The sequence below is a fragment of the Nocardiopsis sp. NPDC006139 genome (genome assembly GCF_040614155.1).
GTDB lineage: Bacteria > Actinomycetota > Actinomycetes > Streptosporangiales > Streptosporangiaceae > Nocardiopsis > Nocardiopsis changdeensis.
Genome location: NZ_JBEXTT010000008.1, coordinates 19,762 through 37,580, shown reverse-complemented (window position 1 = coordinate 37,580; position 17,819 = coordinate 19,762). Strand labels below are relative to the sequence as shown.

Genomic DNA, 17,819 nt, shown 5'->3' with positions numbered 1-17,819 from the left:
GTGCGGTCGCGGCAGGGCGTCGTGCCCACGGCCTCGGCCGGGGTGTGCTCGCAGGGCGTCGTGCCCGGGGTCGGATCCGGAGATCTCCCCGAACGGGGCGGGTTCGCTGTGGTCACATGGTGAGTGTGCACCCTGCCCCTGGGGCGGGGTCAACCCGCGCGGCCGTGGACCGAGGGGGCGCGCACGGTCCCGCGCCCCGACGCGCCGCCCCTCGGCCACGGGTCGTCGGAATGGCGCGGGAAATCGGGGCTTGACCTTGCCCCGAGGTCAAGGTCGACGCTCGGGGCATGAGCGAAACGAACAAGACCGACCGGAACAACGAGACCACCGGCGGGCAGGACCGCCCGGAACTGCGGGCGGCCCTCCAGGAGATCGTCGACTCCGGGTTCGCGGGGGGTGCAGCTGCGGGTGAACGACCGGGGCCGGGAGTGGGTCGGCAGCGCCGGGGTGCGCAAGCTGGGCGAGAGCGGTGAGCCGCCGACCGACGGGCACTTCCGGATCGGCAGCGTGACCAAGACCCTGGTCGCGACCGTGGTGCTGCGGCTGGTGGCCGAGGGCGTGATCGGGCTGGACGACCCGGTGGCCGACTCCCTGCCCGGGTTCGGGCTGGACGGGAGGATCACGGTGCGGATGCTGCTGCAGCACACCAGCGGGGTGTTCAACTTCACCGGCGAGTTCGAACCCGACGGGACCCTCCTGCCGGGGATCCCGGCGCAGGGCCGGGAGTACGTGGACGGCCTGTCCCGCACCTACCGGCCGCAGGAGCTGGTCCTGCTGGCGTTGTCCGAGCCGGCCCGGTTCGAGCCGGGAACGGGCTGGAGCTACTCCAACACCAACTACGTGCTGGCCGGGCTGCTGGTCGAGGAGGTCACCGGCCGCACGCTCGCCTCCGAGATGCGGCGGCTGATCCTGGAACCGCTGGGGATGTCGAACACCGTGTCTCCGGAGGGCTCGCCGGAGATCCCCGAGCCGCACGCCCACGGCTACTACCGGTACGAGGACGAGGGCCGGTCGAAGCTGGCCGACGTCACCCGCATGAACCCCTCCTGGGCGTCCAGCGCCGGTGACATGATCTCGACCACCGAGGACCTCCACACGTTCATCTCCGCGCTCATGGGCGGCAGGCTCCTGCCGGCCCCGCTGCTGGCCGAGATGTGCACGCCCCACCCTGAGAGCGGCGACTTCCGCTACGGCCTGGGGCTGTTCGTGGAGGACACCGACTGCGGAGGCACGGTCTTCCACCACAACGGCGGCTTCGCCGGCTGGGCGGCGCTGATGTACAGCACGCCCGACGGGGGCACGACCCTCACCGCCTCACTGACCGTCGGGGACGGCGAGCTCGACTTCGCCGCCGTGGCGCAGGCGTTCGAGAAGGCGAAGCGGCGGCTCGTCGCGGAGGTCTTCTGCGGCGGGTCCCGCACGGCGAGCTGAGAGCGCTCCCGGACCCGCGTGCCCTCCAGGGGCGGCCGGGGTACGGCGGGGGGATGCCGAGGGGGCCGGCCCCGGTGTGCGGCGGGACGGCGCGGTCCTCGTCGCTGAACCCCCCTTGACGCGCACCCGCACGGCGCCTTCGCGTGCGGGTGCGCGGATGCCCGCCGCCTCCGGGGTCGCGGGGGCGGTGCCGGCGGCGGGCGGCGCACCGCGGGCTCGGGTCGGTCCCGGTACGCCGGAGAGTGCGGTCCGCTCCCCCGGCCCCCGCCCGGGCCGGGGTGGGCGCCGGATCCGGTGGCGGATGGGGGGTGACAAACGCGGAGGGGTCGTGTACGGTGTGCCCCGTCCTGTTGTCTACGAATGAGGTGGACGTTGCGCATCTGAGGTTCGCGATCATCACGCGGCACGGCCCCGACCGGCCGTTCGCCACGGCCCCGGGCCGTCGGCGGATCCGCGTGGATGGAACCTCGGTGCACGAGCCGTCCCCCAACGGGACCCTCTCACCCCTCCTGTCGGCCCCGGCCGCGTGGTGCTCGCATACGAAGCCCCTGTCACTTCGCTTCCGTATTGCGAGAGAACCATGTCCCAACCCACTGTCGCCGGTGCCTCCGTGGCCGTTTCCGCCCTGGGTTTCGCCTGGGCCGACGGCACGTCCGTTTTCGAGGACCTGTCCCTGACCGTGGGCCGCGGCCGCACCGGTCTGGTCGGCACCAACGGCTCGGGCAAGTCCACCCTGCTGCGGCTGCTGGCCCGGAGGCTGCGGCCGGCCTCGGGGTCGGTCACCGTCAGCGGCCGCCTGGCCTACCTGCCGCAGAACATCACCCTGGACACCGGCCTGCGCGTCGACCAGGCCCTGGGCATCGCCGACACCCGGGCGGCGCTGGCCGCCATCGAGTCCGGCGACGTGTCCGAGGAGCACTTCGAGGCGGTCGGCGACGACTGGGACGTCGAGGAGCGCGCCCTGGCCACCCTGGGCGGGCTCGGTCTGGACGGCATCGACCTGGACCGCACCGTCGGGGAGATCTCCGGCGGCGAGGCCACCCTGCTGCGCCTGGCCGCCCTGCTGCTGGAGCGGCCCGACGTCCTGCTGCTGGACGAGCCCACCAACAACCTGGACCTGTTCGCCCGCAAGCGGCTCTACGACGCCGTGGACTCCTGGCGCACCGGCACGCTGATCGTGGTCAGCCACGACGTCGACCTGCTGGAGCGCGTGGACCGCATCGCCGAGCTGCGCTCGGGGTCGGTCACCTGGTACGGGGGCGGCTGGTCGGACTACCAGGAGGCGCTGGCGGTGCAGCAGGAGGCGGCCGAGCGCGCCCTGCGGGCCGCCGACGCCGACATGAAGCGCCAGAAGAGGGAACTGGAGGAGACACAGGTCAAACTGGCCCGCCGCCAGAAGCAGAACCGCAGGGTGCAGGCCCAGGGCGGCATCCCCAAGATCGCCGCCGGCAACCTCAAGCGCTGGTCCCAGGAGTCCTCGGCCAAGCTCAAGGGCGTGCACGAGGACCGGATGCAGGAGGCCCGCGAGCGCCGCGAGGAGGCCGCCGAGGCCGTGCGCAGCGACGCCGAGATCAAGGTGGAGCTGCCCGAGACGGCGGTGCCCTCGGGGCGCGAGGTGCTCAAGGCCGAGGGGCTGACCCCGGTGCACGGGGCGCTGGCGAACGCGGACCTGTGGGTGCGCGGCCCCGAGCGGATCGCCCTGGTGGGCCGCAACGGGGCGGGCAAGACCACCCTGCTGCGCACCCTGCTCGGGGAGCTGGAGCCGAGGGAGGGGTCGGCGCGGGTGTTCGTCCCGGCCCGGTTCCTGCCCCAGCGGCTGGACGTGCTGGACGACGCCCTGACGGTGGCCGAGAACGTCGAGCGGCTGGCGCCGGGGGTGGAGGACCAGCGCATCCGCGCCCAGCTGGCCCGGTTCCTGTTCCGGGGGGCGCGCTCGGCGCAGGTGGCGGGGACCCTGTCGGGCGGTGAGCGGTTCCGGGCGGCGCTGGCGGCCCTGCTGCTGGCCTCGCCGGCTCCGCAGCTGCTGATGCTGGACGAGCCCACCAACAACCTGGACGTGTCCAGCGTCCGGCAGCTGACGGGGGCCCTGGAGGCCTACGAGGGCGCGCTGGTCGTGGCCAGCCACGACCTGCCGTTCCTGGAGTCGATCGGGATCACCCGGTGGCTGTTCGTGGGCGAGGAGCTGGTGGAGACCACCGCCGAGGGGGTGCGCGCCCTGCTGGCGGGCGAGCCCGCGGAGTGACGCCGCGCGCCCCGCCGCACCCGCGGCGGGGCGCGCCCGGTCATGCGCCGGGGTAGTCGCCGAAGGACCACAGGTTGCCCTCGGGGTCGCGGACGGTGAACTCGCGGGCCCCGTAGTCGGTGGTCTCCAGGGGCCGGACGATGTCGGCGCCGTGGCCGGCGGCCCGCCGGTACAGGGCGTCGGGGTCGGCGGTGACGACGTAGGTGCCCGCGGTGCCGGGCTCGCGCGACCACGCCCGGCCCGGGGTGTGGTCGCCGAGCATGATCCCGCCGGCCCCCTCGGGCCACAGGAGTTCGGCGTGGGCCACCCGCCCGTCGGCGTCGTCGTGGCGGGCGGTGGCGGTGAATCCGAAGGCCCCGGTGTAGAAGTCGATGAGCGCCGCGGCGTCACGCGCCTGCAGGGTCGCCCATACGCGCGGCCGCAGGGCCGCGGTGGCCGGGGTGGTGGTGTCGTGTGTGCTCATGGTCCCAGGCTCCCCCGGGGCCGGGCGCGGTGTCTTGTACGTTCCGGAACTCCCGGGCGGCCCAGGCGGCCGGGGGCAGCCCGGCGAAGCGGCCGAACTCCCGGCTCAGGTGGGCCTGGTCGGTGTACCCGGCCGCGGCGGCGGCGCCGGCCAGGTCGGCGTGCCCGTTGCGGCGGATCCCCGCGGCGATGCGGCAGCGGGCGTGGTCGAAGCGCATGAGGCGGGCCACGGTCTTGGGCGGGCGGCCGACCTCGCGGTGGAACAGGGTGCCCAGGTGGCGGGGGGTCAGGCCCACCTGCCGGGCGATGTCCTCCACGCGGGCCCGGCCGCCGGATTCCTCCAGCAGCCGCCAGGCGCGGACGAGTTCGGGGCGGGGGCGCCGGTCGCGGTAGCGGTCGCGCAGGTGGTCCGCGATGAGCGCGAACCCGTCCTGCCAGGTGGAGGTGGCGGTGAGGCGCTCGTGCAGTTCCCGGCCGCGCGGGCCGGTCAGGGCGAGCCCGTCGTAGTCCTCCACGCCCAGTTCGGCACAGGGGACCCCGAACAGGGAGCGCACGGCCAGGGGGTGCAGGGCCAGCTGCACCCCGGCCTGGCCGGGCTGCTGGCGCACGTGGGAGGCGCTCAGGTGGAGTCCGCCCAGGAGGACGGGGGCGGGTCGGGCCGTGGCCAGGGAGCGGGCGTCGGGTGCGGCGCGCACGCCCTCGTCGAGGCAGACGATGAAGGTGACGGTCGCCGAGGGCAGGCCCAGGTGGACCGCCTCGGGGACCGCCAGGGCCCGGTAGCCGACCATCGACACGACCCCGGGGGCGGTTCCGGCGGGGGCGGTGGCGAACTCCCAGGCCCGCTCCGGCTCGTCCATGCCTTCGACGCTAACAGAGCGGGCCCGCGCGGGTCGGCGGTCCGGCGGGTCAGCCGGTCATCTCCTCCAGGGTCTTGCCCTTGGTCTCCTTGACGAACCTCCACACGAACAGCAGCGACAGCACCGCGAAGCCGGTGTAGACGAGGTAGGAGCCGCTCAGGCTCCAGTCGCGCATGCTGGGGAAGGTGACGGTGACGGCCCAGTTGGCGATCCACTGGGTGGCGGTGGCCACGCCCATCGCGGCGGCGCGGATGCGCAGCGGGAACATCTCGCCCAGCAGCACCCACACCACGGCGCCCCAGGACAGGGCGAAGAACAGCACGAACGCGCTGGCGGCGGTCAGGGCCACCACGCCCCAGCCGAAGCTCAGGGTCACCTCCTCGCCGACGGCGGTGGCGTGCCCGAACGCGTAGGCGGCCACCGCCAGGGCCAGTGCCATGCCGGCCGAGCCCACCAGGAGCAGGGGGCGGCGGCCCACCCGGTCGACCAGGGTGATGGCCACGACGGTGCCGACGATGTTGATGATCGAGGTGAACAGGCTCAGCAGCAGCGAGTCCCCCTCGGGCACGCCCACCGACTGCCACAGGGAGGAGGAGTAGTAGAAGATGACGTTGATGCCCACGAGCTGCTGGAACGCCGACAGGGCCATGCCGATCCAGACGATGGGCAGCAGTCCGAGCCGGCCGCGCAGGTCGCTCAGCCTGGGGCGCGTCTCCGAGCCCAGGGCCGACCTGATCTCGGTGATGCGCCGGTCCAGCCGGGCGGGGCCGCCGCCCTCGACCTTGGCCAGGATCTCCTTGGCCTGGTCCACGAGTCCGACCCGCACCAGGTGGCGGGGCGATTCGGGGATGACCAGGGTGAGCAGCAGGTAGACGGCGGCGGGCACCAGTTCGGCGCCCAGCATCCACTGCCAGGCCTGGAGGGGGCCGAGCATGTTCGAGGCGCTGCCGCCGGCGGCCAGGGCGATGAGGTAGTCGGCGAGCTGGGAGACGGCGATGCCCAGCACGATGGCGAGCTGTTGCAGGGAGCCCAGGCGGCCGCGGTGGGCGGCGGGGGCGATCTCGGCGATGTAGGTGGGGGCGATGACGGAGGCCATGCCGATGGCGATGCCGCTGAGCACCCGCCACAGGATGAGGTCCCAGATCGCGAACGGCAGCGCCATGCCCACGGCGCTGACGGCGAAGAGCACGCCGGCGATGCGCATGGTGCGGATGCGCCCGTACCGGTCGGCGAGCGAGCCGGTGACGGCCGCGCCCACCGCCGAGCCGAGCAGGGCCGAGGCGACCGTGAACCCCAGGGTCGCCGAGTCGACGCCGAATCTGGCCTGGATGGCGTCGACGGCGCCGTTGATGACGGCGCTGTCGTAGCCGAACAGGAATCCGCCCATGGCCGCCGCGGCGGCGATCATGGTCACCTTGGCGAGGTCGCCTCCGCCCTCCGCGAGGCCCTCGGTCGCCCCCGCGCTGCCTTTCCCGGTCACACCCGCTCCCTTCCGCGGCGGCGCGCGCCGCCGGTCCCGGTCAGGGTGGCGGGGCGGGTGCGGGGCCGGCGGGCGCGACACCCCGGGGCGGGGCGAACCCGGGGGCGATCATGCCCGGGCCTTGGTCCGGGCCCGGGCGTGCGGGGTGGGCGGCCCCGGGTGTCAGCCGGTCATCTCCTCCAGGGTCTTGCCCTTGGTCTCCTTGACGAACCTCCACACGAACAGCAGGGAGAGCAGGGCGAACCCCGCGTAGATGAGGTAGGAGCCGCTCAGGGTCCAGTCGCGCATGCTGGGGAAGGTGACGGTGATGAGCCAGTTGGCGAGCCACTGGGTGGCGGTGGCCACGCCCATGGCCGCGGCGCGGATGCGCAGGGGGAACATCTCGCCCAGCAGCACCCACACGACCACACCCCAGGACAGGGCGAAGAACAGGACGAACGCGCTGGCCGCCACCAGCGCCACGGCCGCCCACGCGAACGGCAGGCTCACCGCGTCCCCCTCCACGACCGCGTGCCCGAACGCGTAGGAGGCGGTGGCCAGGGCGAGGGTCATGCCGGCCGAGCCCACCAGCAGCAGGGGTTTGCGGCCGATCCGGTCCACCAGCGAGATGGCGATGACGGTGCCGACGATGTTGACGATGGAGGTGAACAGGCTCAGCAGCAGCGAGTCGGACTCGGCGACGCCCACCGACTGCCACAGCGAGGAGGAGTAGTAGAAGATGACGTTGATGCCGACCAGCTGCTGGAACGCCGACAGGGCCATGCCGATCCACACCACGGGCAGCAGCAGGTAGGGGCCGCGCAGGTCGCTCAGCCTGGGGCGCACCTCCGAGCCCAGCGCCCGGCGGATCTCGGCGATGCGGCGCTCGACCCGTTCGGAGCCGCCGCCCTCCACCTCGGCGAGGATGGTGCGGGCCTTGTCGAGCCGGCCCACCCGGACCAGGTAGCGGGGGGATTCGGGGATGAGCAGGCTCAGCAGCAGGTAGAGCAGGGCGGGCAGGACCTCCACGCCCAGCATCCACTGCCAGGCCTGGAGGGGGCCGATCGTGTTGTGGGAGCTGCCGTCGGCGATCTGGGCGATGCCGTAGTTGACCAGCTGCGAGCAGGCGATGCCCAGCACGATGGCGAGCTGTTGCAGGGAGCCCAGGCGGCCGCGGTAGGCGGCCGGCGAGACCTCGGCGATGTAGGTGGGGGCGATGACCGAGGCCATGCCGATGGCGACGCCGCCCAGGACGCGCCAGGCGGTCAGGTCCCACACGCCGAAGGGCAGGGCCGACCCGATGGCGCTGGCCGCAAAGAGCACGCCGGCGACCTGCATGACCCGGATGCGTCCGAACCGGTCGGCCAGCGACCCCGCGGTGGCGGCGCCCAGCACGCAGCCCAGCAGCGCCGACGCGATGGTGAATCCCAGGGTCGCCGAGTCGACCTCGAACCTGGCCTGGATGGCGTCGACGGCGCCGTTGATGACGGCGCTGTCGTAGCCGAACAGGAATCCGCCCATGGCCGCCGCGGCGGCGATCATGGTCACGTGGACGATGTTGACGTCCGCCCCCGCTCCCCCGTTGACGGTGCTCACGTTCGCTCCTTCCGGTGGGCGTTCTCTCCAGGGTGGTCCTCCTACCCACGATGCGTCACGGATGCGCTACCGGTGGCGGGGCAACGATGGCCGACGCTTGGCCCGTTCGGGGGCGGGGCGTGGCCTGTGCGCGGCGGGGCGGTCCCGAACGGCCACCCGGGGCCGGGGCGGAAACGGGTGCGCCCTTACAAGAAGTCGACCGGTGTTTTTGGCGCGTCCGGGGGGTGCGCGGACCGGGGCCGCGCCCTCAGGATCGTGTGCTGTGACGACCTACCAGAACCTCGCCGACAAGGCGCTGCGCCGAGAACCCCCCTCCCGCGACGAACTGCGCGCCGTCCTGGGCTCCTCCGACGACGACCTGATGGACGTGGTCGCCGCCGCCTTCCGGGTGCGGCTGCGCTACTTCGGCCGCCGGGTCAAGCTGAACTACCTCGTCAACATGAAGAGCGGCCTGTGCCCGGAGGACTGCTCCTACTGCTCCCAGCGGCTCGGCTCGCGGGCCGAGATCGTCAAGTACACCTGGCTCAAGCCCGAACAGACCCGTGAGGCGGTCGCGCAGGGGGTGCGGGGCGGGGCCACCCGGGTGTGCCTGGTGGCGTCCGGCCGCGGGCCCACCGACCGGGACGTGGAACGGCTGGCCCCCACCGTCGAGGACATCAAGAGGGAGCACCCGGGGGTGGAGGTGTGCGCCTGCCTGGGGCTGCTGTCGCAGGGGCAGGCCGAGCGGCTGCGGGAGGCGGGTGTGGACGCCTACAACCACAACCTCAACACCTCCGAGGAGCGGTACGCCGACATCTGCACCACCCACGGGTTCGCCGACCGGGTCGAGACGGTGGAGCGGGCGGCGCACGCGGGGCTCTCGCCGTGCTCGGGGCTGATCGCGGGGATGCGCGAGGGCGACGACGACCTGGTGGACGCCCTGTACGCGCTGCGGGAGCTGGGCCCGGACTCGGTGCCGGTCAACTTCCTCATGCCGTTCGAGGGGACCCCGCTGGAGGGCACCTGGGAGCTGACCCCGCAGCGGTGCCTGCGCATCCTGGCCGCGGCCCGGTTCGTGTTCCCGGACGTGGAGGTGCGCCTGGCGGGCGGGCGGGAGATCCACCTGCGCACCCTGCAGCCGCTGGCGCTGCACATCGTCAACTCGCTGTTCCTGGGCGACTACCTCACCAGCGAGGGGCAGGCGGGCAGGGCGGACCTGGAGATGATCGCCGACGCCGGGTTCGAGGTGCAGGGGGCGGGAGAGCCGACCCTGCCCGCCGAGCGCCACGACCTGCTGCGGCCGCGCCGCCGGGGCGCCGGGACCGCTCTTCCGCCCAACGCCTGACACCGGTTCCGGGCGCCGTCCCCGCCCGGAACCGGCGGCTCAGCGCGGCTGGGGGACCTGCTCGGTGCCGTTCCACTCCTGGTACTGGCGGGCGGCAGCGGCGGCGGCCTGGTCGTCCTGGCGGTCGCGCACGCACTTGGCCAGGGTGAAGGTCGCGGTGATGACGTAGAGCAGGCCCATGCCGAGGAAGGCGCGCATCCACAGGTCGACGGGCAGGAGGACCACTCCGGCGCCCAGGCCGACGGAGGCGGCGGCGAAGGAGACCACGGACTGGAGGTAGAACTGGGGGGTGGACCGGGGGGTGGGGGCGAACGGGTTCATGGGCCCATGGTCTCCGGGGCGCGGGCGGCGCGCCTGAGTACGCCTACTCAGTACCGGCCCGGCACCGCCCGGGCGGCGGTCCGCGCGGTCAGGCCGGGGCGGTCGGCCGGTCCGGGCGCAGGGCCGCCAGGTCCTGTCCCGGTTCGCGGCCCATCGCCAGGCGGGCGGCGACCGCGCCCTGGTAGGCGCCCAGGGACAGGCCCTCCCCGCCCAGGCCGGTGGCCACGATCACCCCGGGCAGCCGCTCCAGGGGGCCCAGCAGCGGGAGCCCGTCGTGGGTGCCGGGGCGAAAGCCCACCCGGGTCTCCACCACGGTGGCGTCGGCCAGGCCGGGCATCAGCTCCAGGGCCGAGGTGAGGTTCTCGGCCAGCCCCTTGGCGGTGACGCGGCGGTCGAACCCGGCCTCGGGCTCGCGGGTGCCCCCGGTGACGACGCGGTCGGGGCCGAACGCGACGGTGTGGCTCTGATGTTCGCCGAAGCGCACCACCGGCCAGGGGCGGGTGTCGGTCCCGGGCAGCGCGAAGTGGGTCATCTGGCCGCGCACCGGGAACACCGGCAGCTCCACCCCGGCCACCGACAGCAGGCGCCCGGACCAGGCCCCGGCCGCCACGATCACCGCCGGCGCCTCCAGGTCCTCGCCGCCCACCCGCACCCCGGTGACCCTGCGGCCGTTCCACAGCAGGTGGGCGTCGCCCTTGCGGTAGTGCAGGCCGCGCTCCTCGGCGGCGTTGAACAGGGCGTCGCGCAGCACCCTGCCGTGGACGCGGGCCATGCCCTCGACGTACACGCCGCGGTAGGCGGCGTCCAGCAGGGGGAAGCGTTCGCGGGGCTCGCCCGGGGCCAGGCGCTCGACCCGGCCCATGCCCTCGTACCCGGGCATGGCTGCCAGGGTGGAGACCAGGTCGTACCCGGCGTCGTCGCCCTCCAGGTCCACGGACATGCCGCCGACGCGCTCGTACCCGGTGGCCTGGCCGTCGTCGGCGAGTTCGGCGATGAGCGCGGGCAGGTGGGCGGCGGCGCCCCGTTTGAAGGCCTGCATCCCGGGGTCCTCCCAGGGGAAGGGCCAGGGGAAGACGACGCCCTGCCCGGCGGCGGTGGCCTGCCCGGTGTGGGCGGAGTCCACCAGCGCGGTGGACACGCCCTTGCCGGCCAGGTGGAACGCCGCGCTGGCGCCGACGATGCCGCCGCCGACCACGATCACGTCCATCGCATCCTCCAGGGGTCCTCCGGGGCGGTCGACCACACTATGCCGCCGGTGCGGTGCCCTCCAAGCGTTCGGGCACGTGTCGGGGCCCGGGCCCGGTCCGCGCGGTGGGCGGGGAGGCCCCGCCGGGCGCGGTGCGGCGCGAACGAGCCGAAAGACCCGCGTGCCGTATCCGGGGGCGGGGTAGGCAGCGGCGATAGGTTGTGCGCTCCAGCGAGGAGCACACCCGTTTCCGGAGGTAGAACACGTGAACACGCACTCTCCCGGGGTCGCCCTGATGCGCCGGCCCGGGCCGGGCCTGGCGCAGGGCATCGTCACCCATATCGAGCGGGTGGAGGTCGATCCGGTGCTGGCCGCCCGCCAGTACACCATCTACCAGGAGGTGCTGTCCTCGGCGGGGTGGCGGGTGTTCGAGGTGGACCCGGCGCCCGAGCACCCCGACTCGGTGTTCGTGGAGGACTCGGTGGTGGTGTGCGGGGACCTGGCGGTGCTGACCCGGTCGGGTGCGCCGGAGCGGCGCGGGGAGGTCGACGGGGTGGAGGCCGCGGTGCGGCGGCTGGGGCTGCGGGTGGCGCGGATCGAGGCGCCGGGGGTGATGGACGGCGGCGACGTGCTCCAGGTGGGCGCCACGGTGTACGTGGGCCTGGGCGGGCGCACCGACGAGGCGGGCGCGGCGCAGCTGGAGCGGCTGCTCAAGCCGCTGGGCCGGGAGGTGCGGCGGGTGCCGCTGGGCGCGGTCCTGCACCTGAAGTCGGCGGTGACGGCGCTGGGCGACGGGACCCTCATCGGGCTGGAGGAGCTGGTGGACGCCTCGGCGCTGCCGCCGGTGCGCCGTCCGGCGGAGGAGCCCGGGGCGCACGTGCTGCCGTTGGGCGGCCGGGACGTGCTGATCAGCGCGGCGGCGCACGGCACCGTCCACGAGCTGGCCGGGCAGGGGTGGCGGGTGCTGCCGGTGGACATCTCCGAGTTCGAGAAGCTGGAGGCGTGCGTGACCTGCCTGAGCGTGCTGGTCCCCGACCTGTGACCGGCCTCACCTCCAGGCCGTTTGCCATTGCGGCAAAGATTTTTGTGTTTTTTGCGGGCCGGGCCGCATCCTGGCCGTGGAGGTGATCGAGGTGACGGAGAACGGCGCCTACGACTACGACGTGGTGGTGATCGGCGGCGGTGCGGCCGGGCTGAGCGGGGCGGTCGCCCTGGCCCGGTCGCGCCGCTCGGTGGTGGTGGTGGACGCGGGCGAGCCCCGCAACTCCCCCGCCGAGGGTGTGCACGTGCTGCTGGGCCGGGAGGGGGTCTCCCCCCGCGAGCTGGTGGCCCGGGGCCGCGAGGAGCTGCGCTCCTACGGCGGTGTGGTGGTCGAGGGCGAGGTCGTGGGGGCCTCCCGCGGCGACGACGGCCTGTTCGCGGTGGCGCTGGGCGACGGGCGCACCCTGCGCTCGCGCCGCCTGCTGGTGACCACCGGCCTGGTCGACGAGCTGCCCGGCGTGGCGGGTCTGCGGGAGCGGTGGGGGCGCGATGTGATCCACTGCCCCTACTGCCACGGCTGGGAGGTGCGCGGGCAGCGCATCGGTGTGCTGTCCGTGGGCCCGATGTCGGTGCACCAGGTCCTGCTGATGCGGCAGCTGAGCGACGACGTGGTGTTCTTCGCCCACACCGCGGCGCCCATCGGCGCCGAGGACCGCGAGCGGCTGGAGGCGCGCGGCGTGGAGGTGGTCGAGGGCGAGGTCGTCGCGGTGGAGACCGACGGCGACCGCCTGAGCGGGGTGCGCCTGGCCGACGGCCGGGTGGTGGAGCGCGACGCCGTGGCGGTGGCCACCCGCATGGTGGCGCGCGCCGGCTTCCTGGCCGCCCTGGGACTGGAGGTGCGGGAGCACCCGATGGGGGTGGGCGAGCACGTGCCGGTGGAGGCCGGCGGCCGCACCGGGGTGCCGGGTGTGTGGGCGGCGGGCAACGTCACCGACCTGACGGCCCAGGTCGGCGCGGCCGCCGCGGCGGGCACCATGGCGGGCGCGCAGATCAACGGCGACCTGGTCATGGAGGAGACCGACCGCGCGGTCGAGCGGATGCGCGCGCGGCGGCCGTTCTCGGCCGGGGCCGAGGCGCGGGTGCACGAGGCGGTGGCGGGCGAGAGCCGCCACGGACTGTGACGCAGGAATGGAACGAGGGGGACGTATGGGGCAGGAGTTCGACCGGGCCTACTGGGAGGACCGCTACCGGGAGCACGGCCACGGGTATGGCGCGCCGCCCAACCCGCAGCTGGTGGCCGAGGTGACCGGGCTGGCCCCGGGGCGGGCGCTGGACGCCGGGGCGGGCACCGGGGCCGAGGCCCGGTGGCTGGCCGGGCAGGGGTGGGAGGTGACGGCCGTGGACATCTCCCAGGCGGCCCTGGACGCCGCCCGCGAGCGCGCGGCCGCGCTGGACACGGCTGTGGCCGGGCGCATTACCTGGGTGCGCACGGACCTGACCGAGGAGATCCCCGGGTCCGGGTTCGACCTGGTGTGCAGCCACTACGCGCACCCCACCGGCGGGTACCGGGCGTTCTTCGACCGGCTGGCGGCGGCGGTGGCCCCGGGCGGCACGCTGTTCATCGTCGGCCACGACCACGCCGACGACCACGGCCACGGGCACGGCGGGTCGCTGGAGCACTCGCGGGTGGGTGCCGCCGAGATCGCCGAAGGCCTCGACGGGAGGGAGTGGGAGGTGCTGGTGAGCGAGTCCCGCAGCCGCGAGGTCGACCGGGGCGGGCACCGGGCCGTCCTGCACGACTCGGTGCTGCGGGCCCGCCGCCGCGCCTGAGGCCGGGACCGGGGCGGGCGGTGCCCGCCCCGGTCAGAGCCAGTCGTGTTCGCGGGCGTAGCGGGCGGCCTCGTGCCGGGTCCGGGTCTGGGTCTTGTGCATCGCGTTGGACAGGTAGTTGCGCACGGTGCCCTCGGCCAGGTGCAGGCGCGCGGCGATCTCGGCGACCGAGTACCCCTCCCGGGTCTCGCGCAGCACGTCGACCTCCCGGTCGGTGAGCGGGGAGTCGTCGATGACGGCCAGCGCCGACACGTCCGGGTCGATCCACCTCCTGCCGGCGTGCAGGGCCGCGATGACCTCGGCGATGTGCGCGGGATCGGCCGCCTTGCTGACGAAGCCCCGGACCCCCAGTTTGAGCGCCCGGCGCAGCACCCCGGGGCGGGCGTGCCGGGTCAGCATGAGGACCACCTGTCCGGGGTGCTCCCGCCGCAGCCTGGCGACGGCCTCCAGGCCGTCGGTGCCGGGCATCTCCAGGTCGATGACGAGCACGTCGGGCCGGTGCCGCAGTACCGCCTCCACGGCCTGGGCCCCCTCGGCGGCCTCGGCGAGCACGGAGATGTCCCCCTCCAGGGGCAGCAGCGCCGCCAGTGCCGACCGCAGCAGGGCCTCGTCGTCGGCGAGCACCACGGTGGTGGTCATGGGCGTCCTCTCGGGGTCGTGGTCAGCGGCCGGTGTCCGCGGCGGGGAAGGACACGGCCGTCAGGAAGCGGCCGTCCTCGCGCCGCGCGGTCAGGGTGCCCCCGGCCCCGGCGACCCGTTCCGCCAGGGCGGCCAGCCCGCGCAGGGCGGGGGTGGGGCCCCGGCCCGCGCCGTCGTTGGTGATGATGATGCCCGTCTCGACCAGGGTGATCCCCACCCGGCCGGCCTGGGCGTGGCGCAGGATGTTGGTGGTGGTCTCCCGCAGCACCTGGCCGACCAGTTCCGCGGAGCGCTCGTCCACCTCTCCCTCGCGTTCCACCTCCACCCGGATGCCCGCGGCCTCGAACAGGTTCTTGGCGTTCTCCAGCTCCGCGGACAGGTTGAGCCTGCGCTGGGCGTAGGCGAGCTCCCGGGTCCGGGCGATGGTGTCCCCGACCAGGTCGTGGACCTCGCCCAGTTCCCGTTCGGCCCGGTCGGTGTCGGTGCGCAGGAGCCTGCGGGCCAGGGCCGCCTTAAGCTTGACCACGTGCAGGGTGTGGCCCTGGATGTCGTGCAGGTCGCCGGCGAAGCGCACGCGCTCGCGCATGACGGCCACCTCCGCCTCGCGCTCGCGGGCCCGCTCCAGCTCGGTGAGGATGTCGCGGACCGCGAAGACCAGGGAGACGAGGACGAACCCGGTCGCGGCGACGGCCGCGGTGGCCACCCCGTACCGGAGCGCGGCCTCCACGGGGCCCTCGGGCGCCAGCGCCGCCTTGACCGCGACCAGGGCCGCGCCGGCGGCGACGAGCGCCGCGGTGGCCGCCCTGGGGCGGCGCGACAGTTCGGAGACGGTGATGGTGGCCACGGCCGCGACGCTGTAGACGGCCGTGGCGGAGTCGGCGGTCAGGACCCCGAAGACCCACACGGCCGCGACGAAGGCCAGGCCGGGGAGGAGGACCGCGGCGCGGGGCTCGCGGCCGGCGGCCCACCGGTTGACGATGAGCATGGTCACGGCCAGGGCCGCGCCCATCATGACCGCTTCCTGCCAGGTCCCGGCGTCGGTCGCGATCAGCAGGGCGCCGACGGCGGCGATCGCCCCGGACACGATGTCCATGTTGAGCCTGCGCAGGCGCCCCTGGGTCTCCTCGGTCTGCTCCGGCCCCATGCGCGTCCCCCCGTGTCCGCGGCCGTCGGCGCGCCGGCCCGCGGACCCGGCGCGGCGCGCTCCCAGTCTGGCGGGGGCCGGGCCGCCCCCACCAGTGACACGGCGTCACGGTCCCCGCGCCGGGCGGGGGCACGGGTCACCCGGTCGGCTTCGGGCGGGGGTCTCAGGCGGCCTCGTCGAGGAGTTCGCGGGTGCGGTCGCGGGCGTGGTCGTAGGTGAGGCCGTGTTCGGCCAGGACCGAGGCCGCGGGTTCGGGCAGGCCCTGGCGGAGCAGGGCCAGCAGGATGTGGGCGGAGTCGATGGACGTGTGGCCCGCGGCGATGGTCTCGCGCAGGGACAGCTCCAGGACCTTCTTGGCCCTGGCGTCGAAGGGGCCGCCCAGGCGGCCGCGCCGTTTGGGCGGGGCGGGTTCGGCGGGCGGTGTCAGGGCCTGGGGGCCGAAGGCCTCCTCCAGGCGGCGGAACAGGGCGTCGGTGTCGATGCCCACGGCGCGCAGGGCGTGCAGTTCCCGGTCGTTGAGGCCGGCGGGGCCGGTCGGCGGGTCGGCGAGCATCGCGGGGGTGATCCCGGCATCGGCGAGGATGCGGGCGCCGGTGCCGCCGGCGCGGGCCAGGGTGAGGAGCAGGTGGGCGGGTCCGACCTTGGCGTCGCCCTGCTCGGCGGCGGTGGCGACGGCGTCGGAGACGATGGCGCGGGCGGTGCGGCTGAAGCGTTCGAACACGGTGTCACTCCCGGTGGGCGTGTTTCTGGTGGACGGCCTGGCGGGTGACGCCCAGTCGGTCGGCGATCTCCTGCCAGGACAGGCCCTGCTCGCGGGCGGCGCGCACGTGCAGGGACTCCAGGTGGTCGGCGAGTTTGCGCAGTGCGGCGACGGCGGTCAGGCCGGTGGCCGGGTCGAGCGGCGTTCCCTCTTCCATGGTGTCAAGATATTTTGACACGCTTTTCCTGTCAAGGAATCTTGACGCATCTGCCGTCGGCAGAAACCAGAACCGCCGCCGCCCCTTCCGCGTTGGAGACGGGTGAGAACACCACCGACCCCGGGAGACCCATGTCCGCCGTCCGCCTCGTCCGCAGCGCCACCCTCACCCCCGACGTCGACTACGCCTACGCCGCCACCGTCAACGGCCCCCTGCGCGCGGTGTGGACCGCCGGGGCCTGCCCCCTGGACGAGAAGGGGGCCACCGTCGCCGTCGGCGACGTCGCGGGCCAGGCCGAGCAGGTCATGCGCAACCTGCGCACCGCCCTGGCCGACGCCGGGGCCTCGCTCGCCGACATCGTCAAGACCACCGTCTACGTCGCCTCCCCCCGCCAGGAGGACCTGGTGGCCGCCTGGGACGTGGTGCGCGCCCACATGGGCGACCACGACGCCCCCTCCACCCTGCTCGGCGTGGCCGCCCTGGGCTACGACGACCAGCTCGTGGAGGTGGAGGCCGTGGCCGTGGTGGCCGATTGAGCCGATAATCCGATGACAGGACGAAGGGGGAGGCGGTAGACCTGTCCCCCATGGACGTCCACCGCCTTCCCACCGACCCCGAGGCCGCGGCCCGGGTGTCGGCGGCCCTGACCGACCCGGCCCCCCTGCGCGACAACGGGGGCGAGCCCGCGCCCGGAGGCGTGTGGGCGAACGCCCCGGGCGCCTCCCGTGAACGCGGCGTGCTGCTGTACGTGTACGGCGGCGGGTTCGTCCACCGCGACCCGGGGCTGATCACGGCGGCCGCCCGGCGGCTGTCGGCGGCCACCGGCCGCCCCGCCCTGGCCGTGCACTACCGGCTGGCGCCCGACCACCCCTTCCCCGCCCCCCTGGACGACGTGGTCGCCGCCTACCGCTACCTGCTCGCCGAGGGGTTCGCGCCCGGGCGCGTGGCGGTGGTCGCCGAGTCCTCCGGCGCGGCGCTGGCCCTGTCCGCGCTGCTCGTGCTCAAGGCGGCGGGGGACCCGCCGCCCGGGACCGTGGTGACCCAGTCCGCCGTCACCGACATGACCCTGGGCAGCCCCTCGCTGTCCGCCGACACCCCGGGCGACCCGGGGGTGGACCGCGCCCTCATCGCCGACCTCACCGGCCGCTACCTGGGCGGGGCCGCCCGCGACCGGGCTCCGCAGTCGCCTCTGCACGGCGACCTGGCGGGCCTGCCCCCGCTGCTGATGGTGGTCGGCGGGGCCGAGGCCCTGCTGGACGACACCCTGCGCTACGCCGAGGCCGCGCACGCGGCGGGCACCCGGGTGCGGGTGGACGTCCTGGAGGGGCTGCCGCACGCGTTCTCGCTGCTCGCGCTGACAGAGGGCGAGGCCGCCGGGGAGCTGCTCATGGAGCGCGTCGCCGACTGGATCGACCGCTGGGCCCGGTGAG

General features: G+C 74.6%; 18 protein-coding genes. 8 read left to right on the top strand and 10 right to left on the bottom strand.

The window, feature by feature from the left end; all coding sequences use genetic code 11:
- The first annotated feature begins 408 nt into the window (after nt 1-408).
- Nucleotides 409-1,431 carry a serine hydrolase domain-containing protein gene (locus ABZ249_RS12490; protein ID WP_355261152.1) on the top strand — a complete coding sequence of 341 codons (1,023 nt, stop codon included), beginning with the start codon at nt 409-411 and terminating at the stop codon, nt 1,429-1,431.
- A gap of 580 nt (nt 1,432-2,011) precedes the next feature.
- Nucleotides 2,012-3,673 (top strand): ATP-binding cassette domain-containing protein, encoded by a 1,662-nt coding sequence (locus ABZ249_RS12485; RefSeq protein ID WP_355261149.1) that lies wholly within the window; start codon nt 2,012-2,014, stop codon nt 3,671-3,673.
- Nucleotides 3,674-3,713: 40 nt separating this feature from the next.
- On the opposite strand, the gene ABZ249_RS12480 is transcribed toward ABZ249_RS12485, so the two are convergent.
- The 4 genes from ABZ249_RS12480 to ABZ249_RS12465 all read right to left on the bottom strand — a co-directional run bounded on the left by ABZ249_RS12480 (nt 3,714) and on the right by ABZ249_RS12465 (nt 8,047).
- Nucleotides 3,714-4,136: a VOC family protein gene (locus ABZ249_RS12480; protein WP_355261146.1), complete on the bottom strand. Its 423-nt coding sequence runs from the start codon at nt 4,134-4,136 to the stop codon at nt 3,714-3,716.
- The gene (locus tag ABZ249_RS12475; RefSeq protein WP_355261143.1) at nt 4,060-4,992 is read right to left on the bottom strand and encodes a helix-turn-helix domain-containing protein; all 933 of its coding nucleotides are present in this window, start codon (nt 4,990-4,992) and stop codon (nt 4,060-4,062) included. Before ABZ249_RS12475 ends, ABZ249_RS12480 begins: the two co-directional genes overlap by 77 nt.
- Nucleotides 4,993-5,041: 49 nt before the next feature.
- Entirely contained in the window at nt 5,042-6,472 is a 1,431-nt protein-coding gene (locus ABZ249_RS12470) for a sugar porter family MFS transporter (RefSeq protein ID WP_355261141.1), read from the bottom strand.
- A 162-nt stretch (nt 6,473-6,634) separates the two neighbouring features.
- Entirely contained in the window at nt 6,635-8,047 is a 1,413-nt protein-coding gene (locus ABZ249_RS12465; RefSeq protein ID WP_355261138.1) for a sugar porter family MFS transporter, read from the bottom strand.
- 262 nt (nt 8,048-8,309) lie between these two features.
- On the opposite strand from ABZ249_RS12465, the gene bioB reads away from it, so the two are divergent.
- On the top strand, nt 8,310-9,371 hold the full coding sequence (bioB, locus tag ABZ249_RS12460; RefSeq protein WP_355261135.1) for a biotin synthase BioB: 1,062 nt from the start codon (nt 8,310-8,312) through the stop codon (nt 9,369-9,371).
- Nucleotides 9,372-9,410: 39 nt separating this feature from the next.
- On the opposite strand, the gene ABZ249_RS12455 is transcribed toward bioB, so the two are convergent.
- Nucleotides 9,411-9,692: a YiaA/YiaB family inner membrane protein gene (locus tag ABZ249_RS12455; protein WP_355261132.1), complete on the bottom strand. Its 282-nt coding sequence runs from the start codon at nt 9,690-9,692 to the stop codon at nt 9,411-9,413.
- A gap of 88 nt (nt 9,693-9,780) precedes the next feature.
- Nucleotides 9,781-10,899, bottom strand: a complete 1,119-nt coding sequence (locus tag ABZ249_RS12450; protein WP_355261129.1) for an FAD-dependent oxidoreductase — start codon at nt 10,897-10,899, stop codon at nt 9,781-9,783.
- A gap of 244 nt (nt 10,900-11,143) precedes the next feature.
- Here ABZ249_RS12450 and ddaH point away from each other — a divergent pair, with 244 nt between their 5' ends.
- From ddaH to ABZ249_RS12435, 3 genes are all read left to right on the top strand, one after another.
- Nucleotides 11,144-11,920, top strand: a complete 777-nt coding sequence (ddaH, locus tag ABZ249_RS12445; RefSeq protein WP_355261126.1) for a dimethylargininase — start codon at nt 11,144-11,146, stop codon at nt 11,918-11,920.
- An 82-nt stretch (nt 11,921-12,002) separates the two neighbouring features.
- Nucleotides 12,003-13,040: an NAD(P)/FAD-dependent oxidoreductase gene (locus tag ABZ249_RS12440; RefSeq protein ID WP_355261809.1), complete on the top strand. Its 1,038-nt coding sequence runs from the start codon at nt 12,003-12,005 to the stop codon at nt 13,038-13,040.
- Between the two features lie 25 nt (nt 13,041-13,065).
- Nucleotides 13,066-13,689, top strand: coding sequence for a class I SAM-dependent methyltransferase (locus tag ABZ249_RS12435; protein WP_355261123.1), 624 nt, complete (start codon nt 13,066-13,068; stop codon nt 13,687-13,689).
- Nucleotides 13,690-13,722: 33 nt separating this feature from the next.
- Here the strand turns inward: ABZ249_RS12435 and ABZ249_RS12430 are convergent, their stop codons facing one another.
- From ABZ249_RS12430 to ABZ249_RS12415, 4 genes are all read right to left on the bottom strand, one after another.
- The gene (locus tag ABZ249_RS12430) at nt 13,723-14,328 is read right to left on the bottom strand and encodes a response regulator transcription factor (RefSeq protein ID WP_355261120.1); all 606 of its coding nucleotides are present in this window, start codon (nt 14,326-14,328) and stop codon (nt 13,723-13,725) included.
- 22 nt (nt 14,329-14,350) lie between these two features.
- Nucleotides 14,351-15,472: a histidine kinase gene (locus ABZ249_RS12425; protein WP_355261117.1), complete on the bottom strand. Its 1,122-nt coding sequence runs from the start codon at nt 15,470-15,472 to the stop codon at nt 14,351-14,353.
- 163 nt (nt 15,473-15,635) lie between these two features.
- On the bottom strand, nt 15,636-16,193 hold the full coding sequence (locus ABZ249_RS12420) for a Clp protease N-terminal domain-containing protein (RefSeq protein WP_355261114.1): 558 nt from the start codon (nt 16,191-16,193) through the stop codon (nt 15,636-15,638).
- A 4-nt stretch (nt 16,194-16,197) separates the two neighbouring features.
- Nucleotides 16,198-16,389 (bottom strand): HTH domain-containing protein, encoded by a 192-nt coding sequence (locus ABZ249_RS12415; protein ID WP_355261111.1) that lies wholly within the window; start codon nt 16,387-16,389, stop codon nt 16,198-16,200.
- Between the two features lie 131 nt (nt 16,390-16,520).
- Here ABZ249_RS12415 and ABZ249_RS12410 point away from each other — a divergent pair, with 131 nt between their 5' ends.
- Together ABZ249_RS12410 and ABZ249_RS12405 are read left to right on the top strand one after the other, a co-directional pair.
- The gene (locus tag ABZ249_RS12410; RefSeq protein ID WP_355261108.1) at nt 16,521-16,925 is read left to right on the top strand and encodes a RidA family protein; all 405 of its coding nucleotides are present in this window, start codon (nt 16,521-16,523) and stop codon (nt 16,923-16,925) included.
- 50 nt (nt 16,926-16,975) lie between these two features.
- The gene (locus ABZ249_RS12405; protein ID WP_355261105.1) at nt 16,976-17,818 is read left to right on the top strand and encodes an alpha/beta hydrolase fold domain-containing protein; all 843 of its coding nucleotides are present in this window, start codon (nt 16,976-16,978) and stop codon (nt 17,816-17,818) included.
- Nucleotide 17,819 lies beyond the last annotated feature (1 nt).